Raw genomic sequence first — 24,926 nt, forward strand, 5'->3', positions numbered from 1 at the left:
ATGAATACGTTTGCATCCCTGATAAGGTTAATAACCTTACGGCTGAAAGGTTATTAACCTTACGGCCTTAAGGTTATTAACCTTATCGGCAATGATATATATATGCATAGACCACGCAACAATATATTGTCACTCGAGATATAGCATGAACCGCAAATATGAATACGCCACAGACAAGATTTATAACCTTATCAGCAATGAAGGTAACCAACATAGAGCACACTGCTATAAATGGTAATCACTCGAAATGTCGGATGAACCTTTTTCTTTTCTGATTTAGATTTCTTGGGCAGAGATTGGAACAAATATTTGTATTAAATAAATATGTCTAACAAAAATTAATCGTATGAAAAGAAAAATTTTTAGTGCGTTAATGTTCGGAGCACTTGCAGTGGCTTCGACCACATTCACGTCTTGTAAGGACTATGATGACGACATCAAGGACTTGCAGGCTCAGATTGACGCTTCAGGTGTAAACTTGAGTGCTGAGATCCAGAAACTTGAAGGACTTCTTGCTACCAACAAGACAGCTTGCGATAATGCAGCTGCGGAGTTGGCTCAGGCCATCAAGAATGCTACAAACGATGCTAACGGCTACGCTGAGATTCAGGCTGCTGAGGCAAAGAAGGCTGCTGTTGATGCATCAGCTGCTCTGATTGAGCAAGCTATCGAGAACCTTAAAAATGGTGAGCTTCAGGCCGCTCAGTCAAAGGCTGACGCTGCTTATACGCTTGCCGAGCAGGCTAAGGCTGCTGCTGACGCAGCTGCTGGAGTTGCAGGAGAGGCAGACAAACTTGCTAAGGAGAACAAGGCTAATCTAGAGAAACTTTCTAAAGGTCTCGGTGAGACAAATGATCAACTTGAGAAAGCATTGCAGCAAATAAACAAGCTTACCGAGGACCTTAAAGCAACAAATACTGCTTTAGCAGGTGTTAAGGATGAGCTCGCTACAACTAACAAGCAGGTTCAGGACAATATCGCAAAGCTTACCGCCCTTGAGTCTGCGCTCAATTCTCTTAAGGAATCAAATAACACTGCTCACGAAGCTCTTTCTGAAAAGGATACAGAGCTTCAGCGTCTTATCGAGGCTAATCAGGCAAGCATTAGCGACATCCTTGAGAATAAGATTCCTGAGCTGAGTGACAAGTTGACTGCTGCTGAAAACACAATTGCCCAGCATACAGCGGATATCAACACCAACGCTGGTAACATTCAGACTAATGCAACAGCTATTGCGAACATCCAGAATGACATTCGTGATAATGTAAAGCCTGCTATCCAAGCAAATGCTGAGGCCATTACTGCTCTTCAGGGTGAAGTTAGCAAGATCAACAAGTATCTTGATATCCTTGCAGAGAACCTCAACAACCTCATCACAGGTCTTATCCTTCAGGATGAGCAGCTGGAGATTGTACAGGCTCAGGTTGTTTCTGATGTAAACAAGACTGGTCTTACAGGTCTGACCTTCACAGAGCTTTCTGGTTCGAAGACTCTCGTATGGTTCCCATACAAGAATGCTGCCGGTGCAAAGAAAAACCTTATTGTTGGCAAGTGGAACGTAGAGCGTCTTGCTGGTCCAGTTTACTACACCATCAATCCTACAAACGTAAACTTCACAGACAAGGCCAACATCAACCTTGAGAACAGCCTGATGGCAGCTCCTGCCAACATCGCAATCTCTGCTCCTGAGGCTTCTACACGCAAGTCTCCTATCACCCGTGCAGCTGACGAGGCTCCTGCAAACGGTCTCTATCAGAGCTTGATTACCAACTCTGATGTTCTCCGTGATTCAAAGCATGCAGGCTTCGCAAACTCTTACGCTCTCTTCACACGCTACAACCAGGCTGACAAGGAGGGTAAGGTTACTGTAAAGAGCGTTTACTCTCAGTATGCACTCAACCTCAATGTTGTTGACGCACGTGTACAGACAGCTCCAGAGATTAAGCCTGTAGGTGCTGATGCCACACATCCAACTGTATGTGATGCACGCTTCACAACCGAATTCGGTAATCCTATGACTGGTAAGTTCAACCTTCTCCCACAGAACACTGAGTTTGGTAAGACAAAGGAAAGTGCAAAGGTTTACAGGAAGTATGTTGAGGTTGTTGCTATCAGCAACGCACGCAATCAGGCTCAGACAGGTGACACCTACAAGAATCTCAAGAAGGCTATCGATGCTGCTAACGTAGGCATCCTTAACACAATCTTTGAGGAGGATACTCCTGGATTCGACCAGATAACTGTTACCATACCAGATGCAGAGGGTGCATACAACTTCATCGGTTCTACCGTGACATTCCGTTACTTCATCCAGAACTATGATGGTACTATCTACTCAACCGACATCAAGGTTATGTTCGCAAAGACTCTCTTCGAGGAGGGTGTTGTAACCATCGAGCATACTCCATATCAGAGTGGCGTAAACACTATGCTTAATGGCCTTAAGGCTGACAGCAAGACAGACTTCCAGGTTGAGGCTAACTGCATCGCTGTAGCTGCATCCAACAAGCTGTGGTATGAGAACACCAACAAGATTGAGATTAAGGCCGTTGGTACAGACTACTGCAAGATTAAGACCGTTGAGTTCCGCTCAGCAGAGAAGACAAATAATCCTAAGTGGATTGATGAGACTCCGATTGCAACAATTAACATGAACGAGACCAACTCTGGTTCTGTTTCAAATCTTACAGTTGCAAACGTACAGAAGATTAAGAACATGATATTCACTTATGATCCTGCAAGCATCAAGGTTGAGAAAGAGTATACGTTTGAGATGTATTCTTATGACCTGAATGGCAACCTCGTAAGCAAGCTGCCTATCAAGTTTAAAATGAAGTATCCTAACCATCACGCTTCTCTCATCAGTCCTAACCCAGCTTACTTCTTGCCATACGATAAGAACCTCACAGCTGAGGGCCTCGCAGGCAAGACGCTTACTGCATGGGCTAACAACCACAAGCAGGTTACTGGTGGATACGACGCTACATACAACATCATCGCCGCATTCAATAAGGATTGGTATAACGCTGATGGCTGCGTGATTAGCTTCGACTACACAGACAAGAAGGATTACGAGCAGACTAACAGCATATACAAGGATTATAAGCCAGTTAACGCTTGGAGACTGAACTGGTTAACTGCTGCTACAGACTACACAATGGAAGTACCTGCCAAGGCTGTCGCATACAAGTCAGAGCATCAGTATAAGCTTCAGGTTGCTGTTGAGTGCTTCGGTGTTAAGTCTCTCTGGTATGCTCCTTACGAGTTCACCGTTGTCTTCAAGAGTGCAATCGCATGGGCTAACTTCAAGTGGAAGAACGAAACCTACGAGGTTGAATACCCAAGCTCAGCTATCCTTATCGGTGATGACGAGATCAATGCTGATGACCCATCAACCTCTGTTGCTGATGACATCATCTACTTCGGTGACAACCGCGACAACCGCATCAAGAGCACATCTGTTAAACTCAAGGATACACAGTTCGCCAGCTTGTTCAAGACCATCGAGGTTACAGATAATGGCATCAAGATCGAGACTGCTGAAACTGTTCCTGGCGGTGTTGGCTCAATCACTACAGAGCCTATAACATTCACATTCTCTGTTGAGGACTACTACGGCAACGTACTTACCTACGACTTCAGCGTGAAGGTTAAGGAGAACAAGTAAGATGCCCAGACTCTGATTTTATCCATCAGAAATACACGCATAATTATCTTGGGGAGGATGGAGATGCTCCATTCCTCCCCTTTTCATTCAAAATTCACATTGTTGGGGCATCGTCCCCGTTTATCAAAAGGAGAAATGCATTCATGAAATTATTCAAGTTGTTTATCCTTTCCATCACATTGCTTGCCTTTGCTTCTTGCAACAATGGAAGCACAACACAAATAAAACGCACAGAGGCTGATGCAGCCCGCAAAGCTGCGCCGAAACCGAAGGACCCCACGCTCATGGTGGTTCTCGAATCAACTAAAGGTGACAGCATCGTTGTTACTGATAGTGAGACAAAGAGCCAGTATACGCTTTCAGTATCACAACTCATGCAGGATAAGGAAATTCATGGCTCGCTAACACAAAAGAATAAATATGCCGTCATGGCAGACCTTAACAAGAAGACTATATCGACATTAATAAATATAACCGAGCTTACAGGCATCTGGCTCTTGAATGACAAGAGTGGCAATGGTATCCGTTTAGACGAGGATGGCTCGGCCTGCAGTATTGGTAAGATAGATGATATAACGTTCCATTCTTGGCGCATAGAAAAGGGACAGCTCAAACTCACATATATATTAAGTGACGGCTCAAACTACGGAGAGCAAGAGGAAGCTGCAACAATAGTTGCTCTTTCGTCCAACCAGTTCGTCGTTGAGTTCCGTGGACAGAAACACTCTTTTGGGAAGTAGCACGATAAGCCTAAACAAAGCGATGAAGGTGACGTGTGAACGAACTTTAATTTGTATCCAGATGCGATAGTTTATATCACATCATAGTCAATTTTTTAGCATGATATGGCTCGCGTACGATGAGGCGATGGTTGGCACCTCCCTTCTTTGAAGGATGTGCGCGAGCATATCTTTCAAAGAATGAGAATATCAGCAAAAATAGAATTCGAAACTCATTTATTAACATAAAAAAATACACATTTGTTATGAGAGCACTTAAGTCAATTATCGCTGCCGCATTGGTTGCTTTCAGTGCGACAGCATCGGCCCAGACTTACACAGACAAGGATGGTGCAGAGTACGAGTTTAAGAAACACCTGTTTGTTAATGTTGCTGGTGGAGCGCAGTACACCCTTGGCGAGGCATCGTTCGGTGACTTGCTCAGTCCTAACGTTCAGGTCGCCTTGGGCTGGCAGGTAACTCCTTGGTTCGCCACCCGCCTTCAGGCCAACGCCTGGCAGAGCAAGGGCGGCTGGAGCAACTATCGTGACGCTCAGGGCAGTCCTGCCTATACCGCTGACTACAAGTTCAAGTATGTGGCTCCCGGGCTTGATTTCATGTTCAACCTCTCCAATGCGTTCTGTGGCTACAATCCTAACCGCATTTTCAACGTTACGGCTTTCCTTGGTGGCGGTGTGAACATTGCCTTTGACAATGACGAGGTGAATGCCATTGCCGCACAGCTAAACCGTCTGGATGCCTACAATCTTGAATATCTTTGGGACGGTACTAAGACCAACGTGTACGGACGTGGTGGCGTGGAGCTGTCCTTCCGTGTAAGCAATGCCGTCAGCATCATCGTTGAGGGAAATGCCAATGTGCTGAGCGACCACTACAACTCGAAGAAGGCCGGCAATGCTGACTGGTACTTCAACGCACTGGCTGGTCTGCGCATCAACCTTGGCAAGACATATACCAAGAAGGAGCCTGTAAAGGAAGAGCCTGTAGCTGTAGAGCCTGTTCCCACAACTCCAGTAGTGGAGCCTGCTCCTGTAGTTGAGGAGGTGAAGGTTGAACCTCTGCGCCGCGACATATTCTTTAAGATTAACTCTTCAAAGATTGCCGACAGCGAGACTGTCAAGGTAAGAGACATCGTTGCTTACCTCAACGCAAACCCGAAAGCTAAGATTTCTATCACAGGTTATGCTGATGCTGGAACGGGTAACAATAGGGTGAACGACCGTCTGGCAAAAGAACGTGCAGAGTCTGTAGTGAACACTCTGACTACACAGTATGCCATTGCGGCAGACCGCATAACCTCTGACTCAAAGGGCTCGCGTGAGCAGCCGTTTGCAGAGAATGACTTGAATAGAGTTTCTATCTGTATAGCCGAATAACTAATTACCGCACTACACGTTGTTAGACATCACGAGGGAGCCCATAGCTGATATGGACTCCCTCGTACTATTTAGTTCAAACTCTCCTGTTTATGAAAAGTCATCCTATTTAAACGACTTATGACAGAATGCCTCATCGAGGGGCATACAGGCTTGCCGAACAATGCAGCCCAGGCTCTGCATGTCACTGTATAGTGGTTCATTGGACGTGGGCAAAGCATTGCATCCACCAACGCAAAGCTTTGCATCCGCTCCCGCAAACGTTTGCTGGAAAAGGGGCTTGCCAGTGAACCTGGAAAGGAGCTTTAATTTAGGTCTCCTTCCCCATGTGTTTTAACGCCCTGAAAGGGCAACCTGCTCATAGCCCAGGGTAAAGCGTAGCGACACCCTGGGTGTAGTGGGTTGTTGTCCCTGCGCGCTGTAAGCGCAAAAGCGTTATATATCCTGCCATTATCTACGCTTTTGCCCTTAGCAGGGCGACCATCAACTACATGAAATAACCCAGGGTGCCGCTGCGCTCTACCCTGGGCTATGTTCTTCTGCGCTTACAGCGCGTGCTGGTCAATGTGTTTTTGGTGAGCGAGTAGTCAGAATAAATCAGGAACAGTTCCATTTTGGGTACATCAAACTGGACACCCTAATTATTTGCCCTTATGGTGGGTTCTATTAATTCCCTACGTAAAATGTAATTTATTGTAGTATTAGGTTTTGCGAATGAATAGCCCCACCTTATACGAGTTTCAGTCCCTCGGGGGAAATGGTTATGAGTCTTCGCTTGTAAAGGTCGCCAACGGCTTTCTTGAATGTTTTCTTGCTCACCTGAAATGTGCGCTTGATGTCCTCGGCGTCGCTCTTGTCTCCCAGTGGGCACACGCCGTTGTTGTCGTGCAGATATTCGAGAAGAGTCTCTGCAAAGTCGGCTGTCAGCTTACGGCCTGTTGGCTGGAGGGTGACATCTATTTTTCCGTCGGGTCTGATATTGTCGATATAGCCAGTCATGCGGTCGCCCGTGGTGACGTGCTTGAAGATTTGGCCCTGATAGATTAGTCCGGGATACTTATTGTCGATGATGACCTTGAAGCCCAGGTCGGTCTTCTGCCAAATCATTATCTCCACTTCCTCGCCGTGTCTATATGCAGGTTTTTCCTGGGAGAAATAGTTCTCAATCTTTGCTGATGCCACTATGCGGTAGCTTTCCTCGTCGAGGTGGATGTGTACGATGTAGCTGTTGCCAATCTCCATTTTCCTCTTCTGCTCGCGGAAAGGGCAGAACACGTCTTTCATCAGTCCCCAGTCGAGGAAAGCTCCATACTCGTTTACCCATGAGCATTCGAGGAATGCGAACTCGTTTGCCTTCGCTATAGGTTTCTCTGTCGTTGCTATGAGCCGTTCGTCCTGGTCGAGGTACAGGAAACATTCAATCATGTCGCCGACCTTTGTACCTTCCGGTACATACTTCTTCGGCATCAGAATGTCGCCTTCGTGTCCTCCGTCGAGGAATATGCCGAATGTCTCCTCGTTGTTGAACGAGTGTGGGTTTGGTCTTTTGGCTTCTTTGACAACTTTCAGGATGTTGTAGTCGCCTAATTTCAGGTTTGCCATATATATAATAATGTGGTAAATGTAAATGATGTGGAGAAAATGACGTTTGTTAGTGATGGGGACTAAACAGTCTCCTGCTCTTGTGGTGCCTCGCCCTCGGTTATTAGTCCATCCTTCATGTGTATGGTTCGGTCGGTGATGCTCGCCAATCCCTCGTCGTGAGTCACTATGACGAATGTCTGTCCGTATTTGTCCCTAAGGTCGAAGAACAGCTGGTGCAGCTCAGCCTTGTTCTTTGAGTCGAGACTGCCCGAAGGCTCGTCGGCAAGGATGACGGATGGATTGTTTACCAGTGCGCGTGCTACGGCAACGCGCTGTTTCTCTCCTCCCGACAGCTCGTTGGGCTTATGCTGTGCCCTGTCCTCCAGTCCCATGAAGGCCAGCAGTTCCATGGCTCTTGTCTTGGCCTCTTTCGTGCTCTTCCCTGCAATGAATGCCGGAATCATGATGTTCTCGAGCGCCGTGAACTCTGGCAGAAGCTGGTGGAACTGGAATACGAAACCTATGTGTCTGTTACGGAAATCACTGAGCTTTGAAGTGGAAAGCCTGCATACGTCGATGCCGTCGACAACGATACTGCCCGAGTTGGGTTTGTCGAGTGTTCCGATAATCTGCAACAGGGTCGTCTTGCCTGCTCCACTTGGACCGACAATGCTGACTATCTCTCCTTTGCCTATGTGCAGGTCGATGCCTTTTAGGACCTGCAGAGAGCCGAAGCTCTTGGTTATTTCTTTGATGTCTATCATTTTCTTATCTTAATTTCTTTTCTATCCATTCCCTTAGTTCGTCGTACGCCGAGCGTTCCTCTGTGTGCTGCGGCTGGGCGAATGTCATAGCCTCCATCTGCTCTCCGAACTGGTCGGGGAATATAATCATGAGGTTCTTGCCACTGAAGAACCGGGTAATCTCGTCAGGCAAGCGGTCGAGTGCGTTCTTGTATGACACTGTGCCCTTCCGGGCTGTCACCACAACGAACATGTGGTCCTGTGATATGGTTGTGGCGAGCCTCGGCATCTCGTTCCAATGTTCCATATGCTCATACTCAGCCCTCAGCTCGTGGTGCCTGTTCTGTACGAACTCCCTTATGAGGTCGAGGGTGTCAGTGCGGCTATGGAACACTATGCGGCACTCAAGGTTGGAGGCCATGCGTGCCAGGCGCTCAAGCCATCGGTAGAAGCCAGGCTCGTATTGTGCCCTTGACGGAACGGCGACCTGTATTCTGCGTATCGTTGTCAGAGGCTGGTGAAGCCTTGCCATGATAATCTGGTTGTTGAGTCCGTTGAACAGGCTCTGGTGGAACTCTCCCCAGAACTTGTTTGACACCTCCGCGTGCATGTGCATGCCGATGAGAATTTCCGAAGCCTGAAACTCCTTGAATGCGTGCTTGATGCCGTTGGCGATGTTTGCAGCTATGCGTACCTGCGTCTGCATCTTCACGTCGGAGCCGGCGGCGTATTGCTCTACCTGCTGTAGGATTTGCTTGCCGAGGGCTTGGTTTTGTCTCATCTTTGCATCGTCATATACCACGTTCAGTGCCACGAGGCTTCTGTTGAGCTTCTGGTTTCTCATCAGTATGGCCAGGTTTATGAGCCTGTTGGCATATTCCGGATATTTCACCGGTATGAGTATCTTCTCATCGTCGCTTTCCTGCTGTGCCTCTTGCGGGAACTCCTTGTCTCGAAGCGTGATTTTCTGTGCTGAATATTCTGTTACGAGCGTTGATATGACGCATGTGAAGAGTATCATCATGACAACACCGTTGAGCATGCTGTCGTCTACAAGATACTGCCCTGGCGCAGTCTCTATCCTCATGCCTACAAGTACCATGGCGATAGCTCCTGCCGCATGAGCGGAGGTGAGTCCGAACATCATGTGTCCTGACGACAAGGGCATGCGGAACGCGAAGCAGGCAAGGTAGGCCGCTATGGCTTTGCCGAGTGTTCCGAAGATGACAATGCACGTCACTACCCAGATGATACCGCCTCCGCCAAAGAGCAACCGCACGTTGATAAGCATTCCCACACCAATGAGGAAATAGGGTATGAAGAGGGCATTGCCGATGAACTCAATCCTGTTCATCAGAGGTGATACGGGGGGGATATATCTGTTCAGGATGAGTCCGGCAAGGAAGGCACCGCAGATGCCGTTGACACCTGCCGCCTCGGCCAAGGCCGCACTCATGAAGAGCATTGCCATGACGAAGATGAACTGCATGACGGCATCGGAGTACCGGCGCAGGAACCAGCGGGTAAGCCTCGGCACAAGCCATGTCAGACCAGCACAGTAGACAATGAACTTCGCGGCGAACAATAGCCAGAACAGCCCGCCAGAGTCTTTTCCGTGAGCATTCTCAATGGCTGCGAGAATGATGAGCGATGCAAACAGCGAAATCATTGACGAACCCACGCTGAGCGTCACACTCGGCTTGCGTTGCAGACCGTATCGCCCGACGATAGGGTAGGCGATGAGCGTATTCGAGGCCATGATACATCCCAGCAGCAGTGCAGCCGTACCCGAGTAGCCAAGCATCCCCATACCCATGACGTAAGTAAGCCCGAATGGTATGGCGCATGTCAGGGCACCGAAGATGAGCATACGCCTGACATTCTTCCTCACTCCCTCCATGTCCATCTCAAGCGCAGCAAGGAACATGATGTAGTAGAGACCTACGTTGCCGAACAGCTCGAAGGAGTCATCACGCTGAAGGATGTTGAAGCCGTACTGTCCCACCATGACGCCCGCAAGCACCATGCCGATGATGTGTGGAATCCTTAGCTTTCCCATGATGATAGGGGCAAACAGGATGATTATCATCACGACAAAGAATATCAGTGTCGGGTTTGTTATGGGAAAGTAGTTGGTGATATCTGCCAGCATTGTTATGTTCTATATATATAAAATATGTGGTCGTCGGTGCCATTACTTTATGTGCCATAATGCCACGAAAGTCCATTTGGTTGTGCAAAGGTGCAAAAAAATATTGATATTCAGCTATAAATCTTCCATTTTTAAGCGTTATTTGCTATAAAAGTTGTAATTTTGCGCCCTGAGAGTATACAAATTAATTATATAGACGAATTATGAAAGTAGCTATTGTTGGTGCAAGCGGTGCTGTAGGACAGGAGTTCCTGCGCATACTTGCAGAGAGAAATTTCCCGATGGACGACCTGGTGCTGTTTGGCTCGGAGCGTAGTGCCGGCCGCAAGTACACCTTCAAGGGAAAGGAGTATGAGGTGAAGCTCCTTCAGCATAACGATGACTTTAAGGATGTGGATATCGCCTTCACTTCGGCTGGTGGTGGCACAAGCAAGGAGTTTGCAGAGACCATCACCAAGTATGGTGCTGTGATGATAGATAATTCCAGCGCTTTCAGAATGGATGCCGACGTGCCACTCGTCGTGCCTGAAGTTAATGCTGAGGATGCCCTTGTGCGTCCACGTGGCATCATCGCCAACCCCAACTGCACGACCATCATGATGGTTGTGGTGTTGCAGCCTATTGAGAAGCTCTCCCACATCAAGCGCATTCACATATCCAGCTACCAGAGTGCCAGTGGAGCAGGTGCTGCCGCCATGGCAGAGCTGCAGCAGCAGTATAAGGAACTGGTGGAGACGGGCGAGGTGAAGACTGTTGCCAAGTTCCCACATCAGCTGGCATACAACGTTATTCCTCAGATAGACGTGATGACAGAGAACGACTATACCAAGGAAGAGATGAAGATGTACAACGAGACCCGCAAGATTATGCACAGTGATGTGCGCACAAGCGCTACTTGCGTGCGTGTCTCTTCGCTCCGCTCTCATTCCGAGTCGGTATGGGTAGAGACTGAACAGCCACTCACTGTCAGTCAGGTTCGCGAGGCTCTCTCTGCCGCTCCCGGTGTGACCCTTGAGGATGACCCTCAGCAGTATGTCTATCCTATGCCTCTTGAGAGCGCAGGCAAGGATGATGTATACGTTGGCCGTGTACGCAAGGACCTTGCCAACGACAATGGTATCACCCTGTGGCTTACTGGTGACCAGATACGCAAGGGAGCCGCGCTGAATGCCGTGCAGATTGCCGAGTATCTTATTGAGGTTGGCAATGTGAAGTAAGGTTCGAAGGGTTCGAAGGGTTCGAAGGTTCGAGAGGTTCGAAGGGTTCGAGAGTTTGAAGACTCGATATTTATTATAGATAAGGTGGGGAACGTTGTTCTCCACCTTTTTGTTTTGCGTGGTCTCGGGTATATGAAGACTGTTGTGTGACGGACAAAATGCGAGAGAGTTATTTGCGGAAATTGTGTTTTTTGGCATATTTAATTTGGATTATATAAATTAAAGCACTATCTTTGCACAAACTAACCTATACAATGCTGGACATCTTAGACAATTATCAACCCATTACACTTGAGGAGATGAGCGGTATCAGGCTAATGAACCGTACTGATACAAAGTTCGTCACCACGACAGATCAGTTGCGGAAGTTGCTGAAGCTCGCCGTGTGGCAGTATCGTGTGCAGGAAATTGACAGCAGACGCATAGGACGCTACTATACACTCTACTTCGACACGCCAGACTACAACATGTTCGGCTGCCATCATGCAGGACATACCGACAGACAGAAACTCAGGATAAGAAGCTATGTGGACAGCGGGCTGAACTTCCTTGAGGTGAAGACGAAGAACAACCATGGCCGTACAAAGAAAAAACGAACTACGATGTTTGACTTTGACCCCATGAACCCAACGAGGGACATAATCTTCGACCGCCATGACGAGACGTTCGCGGAGTATGACGGGTTTCTGCGCCAGTATCTGCGGTACAGTCCAGACATTATGGGTGAGAAGATAGAAAACCGCTTCAACCGTATTACGCTGGTGAACAATATGAAGACCGAACGCCTGACCATTGATACCTCGCTGTGTTTCCACAACATAGCCACAGGTCTCGACGTTGCCTTGCCTGAGATTGCCATCATTGAGCTGAAACGCGATGGGTTGGTACCCTCACCGATACTTGGACTGCTGCGTGAGCTACGTATAAAGCCCATGGGCTTCAGTAAGTACTGCATGGGCTCTGCCCTCACCAATCCCGGGCTTAAGCAGAACCGCTTCAAGCCACGCCTTCATGCCGTAGAACGGCTGAGAGCCGGGCTTACATCGGGAAAGTAATTATCAATGTATTCAAAAACTAATAACATACAGAAATGGACATTTTTTCTTTATCACTGTCAGAATCGTTCGTGGCAATGCTTGTCAGACTGACAATCTGTGTAGTTGTTAATCTCGTCATCGTTGACAGACTGTACTACAAGAAGAGCCGCCGCCGCGACTTCTACTTCACCTTCATGCTCATCTCCATCGCCATCTTCTTCTTAGTGTTCTTCATGCTCTTCGTGCTTGAGGACCTGAAGGCCAAGACGAGCATCGGTATCGGTATCGGACTTTTTGGTATCTTCAGCATCATGCGCTACCGCACGGACGCCATGCCCGTTCGCGAGATGACTTATCTCTTTGTCATCATTGCTCTGTCTGTGGTCAATGCCATAGCTGCCTCCGTGAATATTGTAGAGCTGTTGCTTACCAATGCCATAGTGGTGTTTGCCGTATGGATGTGCGAGCACCGGCTGAAGATGGAGCCGAGCAAACTGGTGCAGTACGACCGTATAGAGTTGATAAAGCCAGAGCGGCGCGAGGAGCTTATTGCCGATATTGAGCAGAGGCTCGGACTGACGGTCAAGAGGATAGATGTAGGAGCCGTAGACCTACTGCGTGACATGGCAATGCTCCGAGTGTACTATGTAGACCCCAAGGCTATCAACAGCGTTGCCGACAAGCTGAAGCTCGCCCGTACCGACCTTACGGAGGTATAACATTCATTACCCAGTGTTGAATATTATTATACTTAGATTTTACAAGTAGTAAAAAGGAAGATAAAAGGAGGTAAAGGACGAATGTTTAAGCCAGACTTTTATTGTTTTGAAACATGAATTATTAAATAGGACTATATGAAAAGAAAAGCGTTTTATCTGCTGGCATTGATGATGATGCCGCTGTCATTGCTTGCCCAAAGTGATGACTTTGGCGTGTGGACATCCATTGGTGCGGAGAAGAAGATTTCGAAGAAACTCAGTGTGGGTATGGAAGCAGAGTTGCGTACCCGCGATGATGTGTCTACCCTCGACCGTTGGAGCGTGGGCGTAGATGCACAATATAAGCTTACAAAATGGCTGAAGGTTAGCGCGGGCTATTCGTTCCTTGATGACAACAATGAGAAAATCACCTACAAGGAGACAAATGGCATGCCCAACAAACTTGCCGAGTATTGGGGGGTGCGCCACCGCTTCAATGTGTCGCTTACAGGAAGTTATAAGTTTGGTGACTGGCAGGTGTCATTGCGTGAGAGATGGCAGTACACCTATCGCCCGGAGAAGACCATCGATGAGCGATGGGACTTTGATGATGACGAGTACGATGGCAAGCCAAAAACATACAAGGGACGTGGCAAGAATGTACTGCGCAGCAGGTTGCAGCTGAGCTACGATATTCCCAATAGTCATTTCGAGCCGTATGCCAGCGTGGAGATGTTCAATGGCTGGTCAGTGCAGAAGACACGCTATACGGCAGGCGTAGACTGGAAGATTACTAAGAAACATGAAGTGGGGCTGTACTATCTCTATCAGTCTGTACATGACGACGATGACGATAACGAGCCTAACAGACATGTTGTTGGCGTAGAGTATAAGTTTAAGTTCTGATAGATTGTCCCTCCTCCTGCTGTTCGGGAGGAGGGATAGACAGGATAGAGTAGATAGATATGATAGAGTAGATAGATAAGATAGAGGAGATAGGGAAGGATAGAGGAGATAGATAAGGTAGAGGGATGGCTTCGTGATAAAAAAAAGGGTGTTTGCTGATTGTTTTTTTTCGTTTTGCTATATTTGTCTTATATTTGCAAAACATATTGACGTTTTATATTAGGATTAGCTAACCCTTATACATATTTATTATTATGCGTACAATTATAGCTTCGGCACTTTTGACGCTTTCATTTGTTGTCAATGCACAGACATTGAATGTTGTTGAAAAAGGAATAACATACCGCTTCCCCGCAACTCAGGCAGGTGATATGCTTTATGCTGACGGCACGTCGCTGACAGTCTTGGGCCGTCCTTTTGCGCTTGCGTCTGTTGACAGCATGTATATCGATGACAACATGGTAGTTGACAACTCTGTGGATGTTGTATACAATGGTACGTCTGCCAGTGTCTTTGTGGCAGGTAATGTGGCACGCTATGTCAACGCCTCAGTAACGGGTGCCCATGTTGTGCTGTTGCAGTCGGCTGACCTTGCCGATGAGATAACATATACCTTGAGAGGTGCCTCTACTGATGGCTCACTTTATATGGACGGCAGCCTGAAGGCAACCTTCGTGCTTGACGGCTTGACGCTCAACAATCCAGATAGTGCAGCCATAAACATCAGGGACGGCAAGAGAATAGCCGTGCTGTTGGCTGACAATACGGAAAGTACGCTCAGTGATGGTGCTGGAGGCACGCAGAAGGCTTGCTTTGCCGTAAAGGGACACACCGAGTTTAATGGTGCGGGTACGCTGAACATCCGTGGTAACGCCAATCATGCTTTCTGGGGCAAGGAGTATGTGCAGCTGAAGGCTGGTTTCGGAACACTGAACATTCTTTCTGCCGTTGGCGATGGTATCAACTGCAACCAGTATTATCAGCAGAATGGTGGAAAAGTCACTATCAGCGGAGTGGGCGATGACGGCATACAGGCCAGCTACGAGACTGAGGACGATGGAACAAAAGTAGTTGACGAGGAGAATACCGGCCAGATAGTAATAAAGGGCGGTACCATAGATATTGAAGTGTCAGCTGCGGCAGCCAAGGGCCTTACCGCAGAGAGTGACATTATCATCAATGATGACAAGAGCACGCCTGCCATAACCATTGTGACCACAGGCGGAGGCAAGTGGGATGAGGCTGACGCTGAGGCAAAGGCGTCATCGTGCATCAAGTCGGATGCCGATATTACCATTGATGCCGGAGTGCTTACCCTTACAAGCAGCGGAGCAGGAGGCAAGTGTCTCAACAGCGACTCTCTGCTGACCGTGACGGGCGGAACCATTACGGCCAAGGCAACGGGCAGCGTGTACAACTATTCGTCTACGGCCTACGGGCCTGGTGGAGGCGGCTTCCCTGGTGGAGGCGGCTTCCCCGGCGGCGGTGGAACTACAGATACCAGTAAGAAGTCCTCGCCCAAGGCCATCAAGTCGGATGGTGACATGCTGTTCAGCGGCGGAACCGTTGACGCAACGTCTTCATCGTCAGAGGCTATAGAGAGCAAGTCGTGCATAACCTTTGACGGTAATGTTGTTGTTACGGCATATTCGTCAGACGATGCCATAAACTCTGGTAGCCACATGTACATCAAGGGTGGTACCGTTACGGCGTATGCCACTTCCAACGATGGTATCGACGCCAATGGCAGCATATATGTCTCCGGCGGACATACCATAGCCTATGGAGCAAAGAGTCCCGAATGCGGTATCGATGCCAACAGCGAGGCTGGATATACAGTGTATTTCACGGGTGGAGAGCTGATAGCATTAGGTGGAAGCAACTCTGCGCCAACAAATTCCTCTTCCACACAGTGTTATGTCTCAACATCTGCAAGCGTGACTGCCAACTCTGTGGTAACCCTGTCATCAGGCTCGACTACACTGGCAACTTTTACCATGCCATATAGTATTTCGTCAGCCTCGATATTGGTGACGGCACCCGGCATGACCTCGGGCAGCAGCTATACGCTCAATGTAGGCGGAACGTCCAAGTCGGTGTCTGCCGTACAGTATGGCTCGTCCAGATGGTAATAACATATACCTGACCTTCTTGGCAGGATTCTGATAATACGGTGAAAGCGTACCCCTGCATCGTGCAGAGATACGCTTTCATCGTATTTCCATTGATAATGGTTGATCGAGACTTATCCCTTTGCGGCAATACATTCCACCTCAACGAGCGCGCCCTTGGGCAGGTCCTTGACAGCTACTGCTGAACGGCCTGGGTATGGAGCGCTGAAGAACTCGGCATACACCTCGTTCATAGCTGCGAAGTTCCCCATGTCTGAGAGGAATACTGTTGTCTTTACAACGTGGCTCAGGTCTGTGCCGGCAGCCTCGAGGATGTTCTTGGCGTTGGTGAGGCTCTGTCGAGTCTGTTCCTTTATGCCTCCTTCGGGGAAGTTGCCTGTGGCAGGGTCTATGGGCAGTTGTCCCGATGCGAATACAAAGCCGTTAGCCTCTATGGCCTGGCTGTACGGGCCTATGGCCGCGGGTGCTTTTTCTGTACTGATTGCTTTCATGTCTTTTCTGTTTAGTATATTATTGTTTGTTTGTGCCAGCATGCAGTCTGGTTACTTTCCGAGAAATCTGTCGCTGATATATTCTGTCAGGGCGTTCTTGTAGTTCTCGCCTATAGGCAGATACGTGTCCTGGTCCATGATTACCCTGTTTTTGTTTACCTCCTGTATTTTCTTCAGGTTTATGATGTACGACCTGTGTATGCGCATGAAGTATGAGGGCATGCGGTCTTCCATCCTTTTCAGAGCCAGCAGCACGACAATTGGTTTCTGCCCCTCCAGGTACACCTTGATATACTCGCTCATGCCCTCGATATACCTTATGTCGTTGAACGCCACCTTCACCATCCTGTTCTCTGTTTTCAGGAATACAGTGTCGTCCTCGCTGTTGCCGGCGGGCTTGCTGTTTGCCAAGTAGTACCGTTTCTGCACCTTATTGGCGGCCCTCTTGAAGTCCATCAGCCCAAAGGGCTTAAGCAGATAGTCGGCGGCGTCGAGCTTGTATCCCTCAAGGGCATGGTCTGCTGATGCCGTCGTGAAGACCACTATGGGTGGTGCCGGCAATGACTTTATCAGTTCCATGCCGTTGATATCGGGCATGTTGATGTCGCAGAAGATAGCGTCTACCTCCTCATTGTTCAGTACCTCCATGGCCTCCATGGCGCTGCGGCATTCCGCTACAAGCTTCAGGAATGGCACCTTCTCTATGTAGGAGGTCAGTTGTTGCAGTGCGAGCGGCTCGTCATCAATAGCGATAGTCCTTATCATAGTCTTTTCCAGATTAGTTGAGTGTCAGCAGCAGTCTCACCTTGTACCGCGTGCTTTGGCCCTTTATGTCGAGTTTGTATTCGTTTCCGTATATGAGGTCGAGCCTCTTCTTCACGTTGGCCAGCCCGAGTCCTCCCTTTTTCTCGTTGCTGTTGTTTTTGTCGGCCGGCCTGACAGTGTTGGCGCACGTAAATAGCAGCTTGTTGCCGTGCAGCCTGATGGCAATGTCTATTATCGTTGGCTGCATGTAGCTGATGCCATGCTTAAAAGCGTTCTCGATGAAGGTCACTAACACCATTTGGGCGATATCCTTATGCGGAGGATTGTTGGGAAATTCGGTGTGGATGGTGACGTTGTCAGTAAACCTGAGGCGCATGAGCCTGATGTAGTTCTTTATGAATTCTATCTCTTGGGGCAGGCTCGTCATCTGTTTGTCGCTGTCGTAGAGAATCATCCTCATAAGCTTCGACAGTTCCACGATGCTTGTCTTGGCCTTCTCGGGATCTATGTCGACGAGAGCGTGGATATTATTAAGGGTGTTCATGAAGAAGTGCGGATTTATCTGTCCCTTCAGGTAGTCAAGCCTCTGTTGCAGGTTCTGCTTTTCCAGCTTTTCCAGTTTCTCCCTGTCATCAGCCGACTTGAAGTATGCTTTTGCTCCGATGTTCATGCCGAACAGGAATAGCAGCGTCATGGAATTGGTAATTTCCAGCAGTCCGAGCCCTTTTGGCTTTCCCTTGTCCATAAAGTCTCCCGACCCCTTGTGGCCGTGTGTCCTTTTCCGCTCTTTTGGATCTTTGTGCTTTCCTCCCTTGTCGTGCATGGCCATCTCATTTGGGAAAGGTTCATGCATGTCCTTCAGCATCTTTGGCCTCGTTGCAATTAAAAGGACGAAGAATGCCGCTATCAGCAACAGGGCAAGAGGAATGTAGGCGCGGAAGTTGCGCTTGTATATTATCAACGGGGCAAGCAGGTAGTTGTGGATAAGGAAGGCGCAGAAATAGAAAAAGAAGATTTTCTGGACATTAAGTATTGCCTGCCAATCAAAAAATGCATTGGCATCATACATAGTCTTCAGGTAAACCGTAACGATGGGGCTGAGAAATATTATGGACCAAAGACCAATGTAGACTATATTCTCCTGTTTGGAATTATACTTGTTCTCCATTCTCCTCTCTTGCTACTATCCTGCTGAGTCGTAAAACTTTGGAAGTTATTATCACGTATAACGCATATTTTGTTGATATTATTGTGTAAAGTCTTCACTTTTTGACCAAACTTCCGTATTTTTTGCTATATTGGCACTTCCCTCTTTGCCGTTGTGCGTAAAAGGATTATTTTTGCAACATAAACAATATTAACCGAAATCAAATCAAAAATGCGAAGACTGTTATTTCTTTTCCTCGCCGCAATGTCGTTCCACGCTGTGCTTGCGCAGCATACAATTCACCTTGACGGAAAATGGAGACTGTCATACGAGGGCAACAGCTGTGATGTCACGCTGCCTGGTTCCATGCTCACAAACGGTGTGGGACATAAGGTTGATGCCAACACCCGTTGGACAGGCAGCCTATACGACTCCTCCTACTATTTCAATCCTTATATGGCACGATACCGTGAGGCCGGGCGTATGAAATTTCCCTTCTTCCTCACTCCCTCCCGTCATTATGTCGGCGAGGCATGGTACATGCGCTCCGTCGATATACCCAGACAGTGGAAGGGACGGAGGGTGATGCTCTTTCTGGAGCGTCCACATATAGAGACCGATGTCTATGTCAACGGACATCATGCCGGACGTGACTCGTCGCTCAGCGTGCCACATGAGTTCGATATTACACCTTTTGTCGTATTTGGCAAGACAAACGAGATAAAGATTAGGCTATACAATGGTATCGAGAACGTATGCGTCGGCCAGGACTCGCACAGTGTTACCGACCAGACGCAAGGCAACTGGAACGGTATTGCCGGCAGGATGATGCTTGTGGCGAGGCCTGAGAGCCACATCGCCAACATGCAGGTGTTCCCAAGGCTTGCCGACAAGTCAATAGACGTTGCCGTGGAGATGGCTGGCAAGGCGAGCCGTCGCAAGCCTCTGTTTGCCATCGATGGCAAGACTGTGGAACCGCATGCCGTAAGGGAAGGAAGTAACGGACAGAAGATATATTCACTGAAGGTAGGCGAGGAAGTCAGGCTGTGGAGCGAGTTCACCCCCTGCACGTACACTCTCACGGCCACCATTGGGGCAGATACCGTGAGCACTGTATTCGGAATGAGGGAGATTAGTTTCCGCGGACGGCAACTATACCTCAACGGCAACCCTATATGGCTGCGCGGAACAGTTGAGAACTGCTGCTTCCCGCTGACAGGCTATCCGCCTACTGATGAGGCTTCGTGGCTTGATATCTTCCGCAAGTGCAAGAGCTACGGCATCAATCATGTGCGCTTCCACTCCTACTGCCCTCCCGAGGCGGCATTCAGCGCAGCAGACAAGGTTGGCATATACCTTCAGCCAGAGGGGCCGTCGTGGCCAAATCACGGTGTGAGGTTGCGCCGTGGCATGACCATAGACAGATATCTGCTTGAGGAGACAGAGCGCATGGTGAGAGCCTACGGCAACCATCCGTCGTTCTGCATGCTTGCAGCCGGTAACGAGCCGGCCGGAGACTGGGTCGCATGGTGTCATGACTTCATAGACTACTGGCATTCAACTGGCGATACCCGCAGGCTCTATTGCGGAGCATCGGTGGGAGGAGGCTGGGCATGGGATGCCAATAGCGACTACCATGTAAAAGGCGGCGCCCGTGGACTGGCATGGGACAGGCAGGCCCCACAGTCAGCAGACGACTACTACGACCAACTGCTGCGACCACGTAACTTCACCACAAAGGGCGCGCCCGACTACGCCCTCATGCCCGATACCCTGCCCGACGGCACCATAGAGATGGTGTGCAACAGCCCTATCGTAGCTCATGAGCAGGGGCAGTGGTGTGCCTTCCCCGACCTCAGCGAGCGTCCGCTCTATACAGGAGCCTACAAGGCGTGCAACTTCGACATCTTTGAGGACCTGCTCCGCGACAACGGCATGGAGGATATGGCCTCACGCTTCCTCGATGCCAGCAGCAGGTTGCAGAATATGGCTTATAAGTATGAGATTGAGCGTAACCTGCGCACACCAGGCTATGCTGGCTTCCAGCTTCTCGGACTCAACGACTACAGCGGACAGGGAACAGCCCTCGTGGGACCGCTCAATGTGTTCTGGAAGGAGAAGAGCTACTGCCGTGATGACGCTGCCGCCATGGATGTGCTGCGCCATGCCTGTGCGCCAGTGGTGCCGTTGGCCCGGTTCCCCAAGTTCGTATTCACTGATGCCGACACTCTGGCTGTAGACGTGGAGCTGTACAATGCTTCTGGCCGTGAGCTGCAAGGCGTTCCGGCATATACCATTAGTGGTGACGGTTGTCCGCCGGTGAGCGGTGTTCTAAATAGTGGTGCCAATCCGTTGCCCGTGGGCAAGAACATTAATCTCGGTAGGGTGGTGCTGCCGCTATCGGCATACGCCAGCGTGTCTGCCAACGGCATTCCTGTGAAGCTCAGGCTTCAGGTAACCGTCAGCGGCTATTCCAACGAGTGGGACTTCTGGGTATATCCCTCCGTGCTCGCCATGCCCAAGACTGATGGCAATAGCATGGCCGGTAGCGACATCTACGTCTGTGACTCGCTCGACGACCGGGCACTCGGTGTTCTTGCAAAGGGAGGAAAAGTGCTTGTTGAGGCTGCGGGCAAGGTGACCTACGGCAGCGATGTCAAGCAGACCTATCTGCCAGTGTTCTGGAATACCAGCTGGTTCAAGATGCGTCCGCCACATACCACAGGCTCCTACATCCAGTCCGACCATCCCGTGTTCGCCCTGTTCCCTACGGACAGCTGGCAGAACCTCAACTGGTGGGAGCTGGTTAACAAGGCGCAGGTGATGAACCTTACAGAGTTCCCGCAGTCGTGCCGCCCGCCATTCCAGCCCATTGACACCTGGCATGTGAGCCGCCGTTTGGGAATGATTGTCGAGGCCCGTGTTGGAGGAGGCAAGCTGCTGATGACAACATTCGATATCTCTTCCAACCTCGACCGCAGGGTCGTTGCACGCCAACTCCGCAAGTCGATACTCGCATATATGCAGAGCTCCTGCTTCCAACCCGACACGGAAGTGCCGGTGGAGACCGTCCGCAACCTGTTTACCAAGCAGGCAAAGCCTGTGGACATGTTCACCAACGAATCGCCTGACGAGCTGAAGCCAAAGATAAAATAGCAGGCCTCTTTGCCACCGTTTTTTTTGTTCTTTGCATTTTGTGTATAGGCGGGAATTAACAGAACCCACCTATAAGGTTTTATGGAAAAAGTCTTTGCTGTTAGCGAAATATTTTGTAGTTTTGCAGCTAAGCATTACAGATAACCTAAATATGAACAAAAAAACTATTCTATTCTCATTGGCATTGGCTACCAGCATTCAGGCTGGCGCCGTGGCCATAGACAGGGCTGAGGCCCGCATTGTTGCTCAGGCATTGGTGGAGATTGCCGACACCACCACCGATGATGTTCCTTGGGCACCATACTACATTTTCTCAAGAGGGGCTGGCAAGGGCTTTGTCATCGTCAGCGGTGATGATGCTACAGCTCCTATAGTTGGTTACACCGAGTGCGGCGACTATGTGGAGGAACAAATTCCACAGCCACTGCAGAACATGCTCGACGCATGGGCAGAGAAGGTCACCAAGCTGCAGGAGAACGCTCCGCAGCAGCCACGTGAGGCTGCCTCTGCACAGAAGGCAAGGAGGAGGCTGGCCGTGGCAGCCTACAAGTCGTCATGGCATGACGTGCCCGTACTCATGGCAACACACTGGAACCAGGGCTATCCCTACAATCTGCTCGCCCCACACCGCACCGACAACAACAATCAGGCGCTTACGGGATGCCTCGCGACGGCAGCCTCGCAGATTATCTACTATTTCCGCAAGGATAACCCTACGGCTCTACTCTACGACACGCCGACCTATGGCTATGGAGGTGCGCCCGTAACGGTATCGTTGCCTAAGGGTACTCCCGTCAGATATGACCTTATGAAATTGTCGGGCGGAGGTACGGCCAAGCAAGACTCGGCGGTAGCAGTGCTCATGTATGCGGCCGGAACGTCGTCATGGCTCACGTATGGTGCCGGAGATGGTACCGCTACCTCAGGATAGACCAGCGACATGGGCAATGCCATACGCGGACAGTTCAACCTGAACAACGACTATTGCGGAAAGTGGAACTACTCGCAGCAGGGATGGGAGACGCTCGTCTACAACAACCTCGCCTCCGGACGCCCTATGCTGTACTCTGGAGCCAACGAGTCGCAGGGAGGCCATGCCGTAGTGCTCGATGGCTATCAGGCGTCAACGGGACTCTATCACTTCAACTTCGGATGGGGTGGTCAGGGTGACGGATATTTCACCGTCGATGACGAGACTGGTATGAACGGCTTCAACAGCAGTCAGGCCATGCTTGCAAACATCACTCCGAAGGCCCAGAATTTCTCAGCACGGCTCATAGTGCCCACCCTGTACGAGCGCACCGTCGGCACCATCAAGGCCATGGTGACCAATGACGCTACACTGGCCCAACAGAATTTCTACATCTACTGCACCTATACATCAAACCTGCCAAAAAGCCCCTCGGACGAGGATTTGGTAACAGTGGTAGCTCCTGGCGACAGTGCGCTGGTGTCTTTCTCCTATCGTCCGATGCAAACCAAGCCGCTCAACATATTCCTATATGATGACTATGGCCGTCTGCTCGACAAGGCTACGGTGGATGTGCTGCCCACAAAGGCTGCTCTTACCCTCAACAGGATTGATGTAGACGCAAGCAGCGAGTCGACAACAGTCAATGACATAAAGTTCGGACATGTCAACAACACTACGGCCAACGTCAGCGTTACGCTCACCAATGGGGAGGGAGGTTCCGTCTGCCAGCCCATCATACGCTGCTCGCTCTTCTCTTACGACCCAGAGGCTGGGACGTGGAGCGCCGACTCAACGTTGAAGTCCATATCTTCGCTGGTATTCAACGAGGGCGAGACCCGTGACACAGTATTCCAGTTCACCAGGCTTGCAGACGGAGGATACTACAAGGCGCGCATGGTACGCATAGCAACGGCCGGCACCACTACGCCGATTGTCGTAGACATTCCCGACAGCGTGGTGTACTTCCGCACATTCGCCCCATCGCTTGCTGTTGAGACAGAAGGACGCCACGCTAAGGTCTCTGGTAAATGGAACTCCGCTTTGTTTACTTCTTCTGCTGCCGACGCTTACGTCACCACATACGATATGACCGAAGTCAGCGGAGTTAACAGCCAGCCAGTGGCCGCCAACCCCAACGCCCTGTTCTATGCCTCTGCCAATGTCGATGGCCTTGCCAATATCATTGTCAACGACAAGTGCGACAATCTCGTCATTGATGCCAATAGCGAGTTCCTGCCACTGCGCCCGTTCAGAGCCGCAAGGGCCGAGTTCTGCTTCCCCGCCTTCGAGCCTGCCAAGTGGAACGTGTCCTTCCTGCCGTTCCCGGCTTCTATACCGCAGGGTATGCAGGCACGCCTCATTTCTGAGATAAAGACTACCTATCTTGTTGAGGAACAAGCCACGGAGATACCGGCGCTCACTCCGTTCTGCTATTTCTCCGCGCGTCCCAACCTCTCTTCCCTTACCGCCACCGACGTTGACGTGGCAGCCGATAGCGTTGTGCTGTACGAGTCCCTGACTCCCAACATGTCGTTTGCCACTGTTGGACGCACTCTGGAGCAGAAAGCCCTGCTGCTGGGAGAGAAGTCCAGCCAGCCGTTCTATCTTCTCAACAATGCCGGTACGGAGGTGGCACCTTTCAGCGTTGCCATTGAGTCTACATCGTCCGCCAATGGCATACGTCTTTATGGAAACATCACCTACGACCGCAACTATACCATTCTTGCAGACTCCCTCGTGTCGGCCTACACCGTGCTGGCTGCCAATACGGACAATCCGGCATACCAGCAGTTTGCTGACAGCATCGCCGCCTACGACCTTGCATTCAGCACTTACAAGTACGAGACGGCTACTGAAGCCTTGGCGGCCGCAAAGGCTCTGGGCGTCATTATTGCACAGTTCCTGGCAGGAGAGCTGGCTGATGACACTGCCATCAGCGGTACTGTTGCCGGTGCTCTCGCCGATGGCACCGTCCGCTACTATTCTATCGACGGCACTCCTCTTGCAGCCCCACGCCGTGGACTCATCATAGTACGTCAGGGCAATAAAGTACGGAAAATGATGGTGAGAAACTGACGAAACATACTGTTTTGTACAGAAAAACGAAAAAATAAGGCTGCCAGACAAAAAAACAGCGGAAAA

At 49.8% G+C, this 24,926-nt stretch carries 15 protein-coding genes and 1 pseudogene; 10 read left to right on the forward strand and 6 right to left on the reverse strand.

The genetic code is table 11. From position 1 onward, the window contains the following. The first annotated feature begins 346 nt into the window (after positions 1–346). From CIL02_RS07605 to CIL02_RS07615, 3 genes are all read left to right on the forward strand, one after another. Positions 347–3,667 (forward strand): hypothetical protein, encoded by a 3,321-nt coding sequence (locus CIL02_RS07605; RefSeq protein ID WP_141210166.1) that lies wholly within the window; start codon positions 347–349, stop codon positions 3,665–3,667. Between the two features lie 143 nt (positions 3,668–3,810). Further along, entirely contained in the window at positions 3,811–4,407 is a 597-nt protein-coding gene (locus tag CIL02_RS07610; RefSeq protein WP_094400538.1) for a lipocalin family protein, read from the forward strand. A 245-nt stretch (positions 4,408–4,652) separates the two neighbouring features. Next, positions 4,653–5,783, forward strand: a complete 1,131-nt coding sequence (locus tag CIL02_RS07615) for an OmpA family protein (RefSeq protein WP_094400540.1) — start codon at positions 4,653–4,655, stop codon at positions 5,781–5,783. Positions 5,784–6,512: 729 nt separating this feature from the next. On the opposite strand, the gene CIL02_RS07620 is transcribed toward CIL02_RS07615, so the two are convergent. From CIL02_RS07620 to CIL02_RS07630, 3 genes are all read right to left on the reverse strand, one after another. Beyond that, positions 6,513–7,385 (reverse strand): S1 RNA-binding domain-containing protein, encoded by an 873-nt coding sequence (locus CIL02_RS07620; RefSeq protein ID WP_094400542.1) that lies wholly within the window; start codon positions 7,383–7,385, stop codon positions 6,513–6,515. A 62-nt stretch (positions 7,386–7,447) separates the two neighbouring features. Beyond that, positions 7,448–8,131, reverse strand: a complete 684-nt coding sequence (locus CIL02_RS07625) for an ABC transporter ATP-binding protein (protein WP_094400544.1) — start codon at positions 8,129–8,131, stop codon at positions 7,448–7,450. 4 nt (positions 8,132–8,135) lie between these two features. Continuing rightward, positions 8,136–10,262 (reverse strand): cation:proton antiporter, encoded by a 2,127-nt coding sequence (locus tag CIL02_RS07630; RefSeq protein WP_371589182.1) that lies wholly within the window; start codon positions 10,260–10,262, stop codon positions 8,136–8,138. 203 nt (positions 10,263–10,465) lie between these two features. On the opposite strand from CIL02_RS07630, the gene CIL02_RS07635 reads away from it, so the two are divergent. The 5 genes from CIL02_RS07635 to CIL02_RS07655 all read left to right on the forward strand — a co-directional run bounded on the left by CIL02_RS07635 (position 10,466) and on the right by CIL02_RS07655 (position 16,252). Then, positions 10,466–11,479 (forward strand): aspartate-semialdehyde dehydrogenase, encoded by a 1,014-nt coding sequence (locus CIL02_RS07635; RefSeq protein WP_094400546.1) that lies wholly within the window; start codon positions 10,466–10,468, stop codon positions 11,477–11,479. 254 nt (positions 11,480–11,733) lie between these two features. After that, positions 11,734–12,534: a polyphosphate polymerase domain-containing protein gene (locus CIL02_RS07640; RefSeq protein WP_094400549.1), complete on the forward strand. Its 801-nt coding sequence runs from the start codon at positions 11,734–11,736 to the stop codon at positions 12,532–12,534. Between the two features lie 35 nt (positions 12,535–12,569). After that, positions 12,570–13,235 carry a DUF4956 domain-containing protein gene (locus CIL02_RS07645; protein ID WP_094400551.1) on the forward strand — a complete coding sequence of 222 codons (666 nt, stop codon included), beginning with the start codon at positions 12,570–12,572 and terminating at the stop codon, positions 13,233–13,235. Positions 13,236–13,370: 135 nt separating this feature from the next. Beyond that, on the forward strand, positions 13,371–14,120 hold the full coding sequence (locus CIL02_RS07650; RefSeq protein ID WP_094400553.1) for a DUF2490 domain-containing protein: 750 nt from the start codon (positions 13,371–13,373) through the stop codon (positions 14,118–14,120). 254 nt (positions 14,121–14,374) lie between these two features. Next, positions 14,375–16,252, forward strand: coding sequence for a carbohydrate-binding domain-containing protein (locus CIL02_RS07655; protein WP_094400555.1), 1,878 nt, complete (start codon positions 14,375–14,377; stop codon positions 16,250–16,252). 113 nt (positions 16,253–16,365) lie between these two features. Here the strand turns inward: CIL02_RS07655 and CIL02_RS07660 are convergent, their stop codons facing one another. Genes CIL02_RS07660 through CIL02_RS07670 form a run of 3 tightly spaced genes read right to left on the reverse strand, consistent with a single transcriptional unit; the run spans position 16,366 to position 18,676 of the window. Further along, positions 16,366–16,743: a RidA family protein gene (locus CIL02_RS07660; RefSeq protein WP_094400741.1), complete on the reverse strand. Its 378-nt coding sequence runs from the start codon at positions 16,741–16,743 to the stop codon at positions 16,366–16,368. 51 nt (positions 16,744–16,794) lie between these two features. Further along, entirely contained in the window at positions 16,795–17,508 is a 714-nt protein-coding gene (locus CIL02_RS07665) for a LytTR family DNA-binding domain-containing protein (RefSeq protein ID WP_094400557.1), read from the reverse strand. Positions 17,509–17,521: 13 nt separating this feature from the next. Further along, positions 17,522–18,676 carry a sensor histidine kinase gene (locus CIL02_RS07670; protein WP_094400559.1) on the reverse strand — a complete coding sequence of 385 codons (1,155 nt, stop codon included), beginning with the start codon at positions 18,674–18,676 and terminating at the stop codon, positions 17,522–17,524. Between the two features lie 210 nt (positions 18,677–18,886). On the opposite strand from CIL02_RS07670, the gene CIL02_RS07675 reads away from it, so the two are divergent. Together CIL02_RS07675 and CIL02_RS07685 are read left to right on the forward strand one after the other, a co-directional pair. Beyond that, entirely contained in the window at positions 18,887–21,811 is a 2,925-nt protein-coding gene (locus CIL02_RS07675; RefSeq protein WP_094400561.1) for a sugar-binding domain-containing protein, read from the forward strand. 151 nt (positions 21,812–21,962) lie between these two features. Continuing rightward, positions 21,963–24,860, forward strand: a pseudogene (locus CIL02_RS07685) (C10 family peptidase). The last annotated feature ends 66 nt before the right edge of the window (positions 24,861–24,926 follow it).

The sequence above is a fragment of the Prevotella sp. P3-122 genome, from assembly GCF_002251365.1.
Classification (GTDB): Bacteria; Bacteroidota; Bacteroidia; order Bacteroidales; family Bacteroidaceae; genus Prevotella.